Below are 1,756 nucleotides of genomic sequence, written 5' to 3' on the forward strand. Positions count from 1 at the left end.
GAGATGTGTATAAGAGACAGATGTCGTCGCCCCAGTTCTAGACGACCCCGAGGCCCTTGTGCAACAAGTTGCATAAGGATCGGCACGTGAGCTGCGCAACCTCCCGTGTCCGAGAGGAGCGCGCGCCGGGCCCCTCGCCGATGCCGTCCTCACCGTGGGCACCGAGGCGGGCGAGCCGAGGGTGCGTTGCCCGGGGGAGGCGTCAGCCCGTCCGTCGCGCCTGGGCGATCACGCGGTCCTCGGGCCGAACGGCGAGGCGGTCCGTGGACGGCGGCGCACGCCCGTGTGATCGAATGGCCGCGGATCCGGACCTTGCGAAGGGAGCACGAAGGCATGTCGACGGTCATACCCGTGCCGGACGACTGGCGCGCACTGTTCAGCGGTTGGGACGAGCTCCGGCACGGCTACCACGCCGGGGACAAGGACGAGACGGTACGCGGCTGTGCCCGCCGGCTCGACACGACGGCGCCGGGGTCGGAGGGCGAGCCCGTGCTGTTCTGGACGCTGGGCCTGCTGGTGCTCGCCCCCTACGTGGCCTTCGGCGACCCCGGTCCGGGAGTCGAGGCGGAGGTCGTCGCCGTACTGAGACGGGTCGCGCGCGGTGACGACGGCACGACGTGCGCGCACGGTTGGCATCCGTACGAGGCCGACGTGGACGATGTGCTCGAGGGCCTTCCCGCCGGCCTGGAGGTGCTGAGCTCCCCTGTGAGCCAGGCCCTCGACGACCTGCTTCCCGAGGATCTGCTTCCCGGGGACCACCTGGATGAACTCGACGAGGAGGCCGAACCCGCGAACCTCACCGGGGCGGAAATCCTCGCCCGCTGGCAGTGCCCGCGTACCGCACCGGGATTCGCCCGCGCGGCCCTCGACTACCTGGGCACAACCGTCCGCTGAGGGCGACGACTCCTCAGCGTGTCGGGCGGACCCGGCTCCCCGACCCGCGCACGATCACCCTCAGGGTGCGAACGCATCGCCGTACCTCACTGGCGGCGTTCGGGCCGGGCCTGTCGTGTGGATCAGGCCGGATCAGGGAGACGGGCGTGCAGCGGGGGAGCCGACCGCCGCCGTGTGTCCCGAGGCCCGATCTGCGCGACCGGCGGAGCGTGGCGCTGCTGCCGGCCGGCGAGAGCGCCGACGACGGCCGGGCGGTCGCCCGGTACGCCGATGCCCTGGCTCGGGCCCGCCGCAGCCGGCCCGGGTCCCGACGGCGGCGGTCCGCGACGAGGTGGCCCGCGATCTCCTGCTCCGGGTGTGGCGGTGTCCGGAGGGGGAGTGCGACGCGGAGGCGTCCGCGCGGGGACTGCGCACCGGTCGGCAGCGGCCACAGCACGCCGTGGACCACCTGCCGGTGGTCCCGCCACGGCCGACCCCGGTCATCCGCCCGCGGCAACAGCGACGTCTCGCGCTCCCACGCCGCATCCGTGAGCTCACCATGACGCACCGCGAGGTCGGTCAAGGCGTCGCCGGCTGGACTCGCCCGCGGGGTCCGGTACGAACAGGCTCAGCCGGCACGTGGTCGGCTGGACCAGTCGCCCGCAGAACGTGTCGATCCGGGTCATCGACCATCGACCCGCGCCCCGCGGACCGCAACTCGCGGAGGTGCGCGTGCCACTCCCGCTCGTCCTGCGTCTCGAAGAGCACCTCCCAGCGGCCTCCACCGGGACTTCGCGAGCAGCACTCCGCTCGACGTCCTGTTGCCGGCGTCTTCTCCTGCGCTGCCCTGGCATCGGCTCAGCATCGCTGCCAGGGCGTCCCT

General features: G+C 72.8%; 1 protein-coding gene and 1 pseudogene. One reads left to right on the top strand and one right to left on the bottom strand.

Features of this window, described 5'->3' with window-relative positions; translation table 11 throughout:
- Positions 1-333 precede the first annotated feature (333 nt).
- Complete coding sequence (locus IH00_RS39090) at positions 334-894, top strand: hypothetical protein (protein WP_052411718.1); 561 nt, start codon at positions 334-336, stop codon at positions 892-894.
- A 409-nt stretch (positions 895-1,303) separates the two neighbouring features.
- Here IH00_RS39090 and IH00_RS43490 read toward each other — a convergent pair.
- A pseudogene (locus IH00_RS43490) lies at positions 1,304-1,441 on the bottom strand (transposase); the annotation flags it as partial.
- Positions 1,442-1,756: the final 315 nt, after the last annotated feature.

The sequence above is a fragment of the Streptomyces sp. NRRL S-118 genome (genome assembly GCF_000716335.1).
GTDB lineage: Bacteria > Actinomycetota > Actinomycetes > Streptomycetales > Streptomycetaceae > Streptomyces.

What these genes read in the sequence shown, in the direction of transcription:
- IH00_RS39090 (WP_052411718.1), top strand. Translation starts at nt 334, where the DNA reads ATGTCGACGGTCATACCCGTGCCGGACGACTGGCGCGCACTGTTCAGC.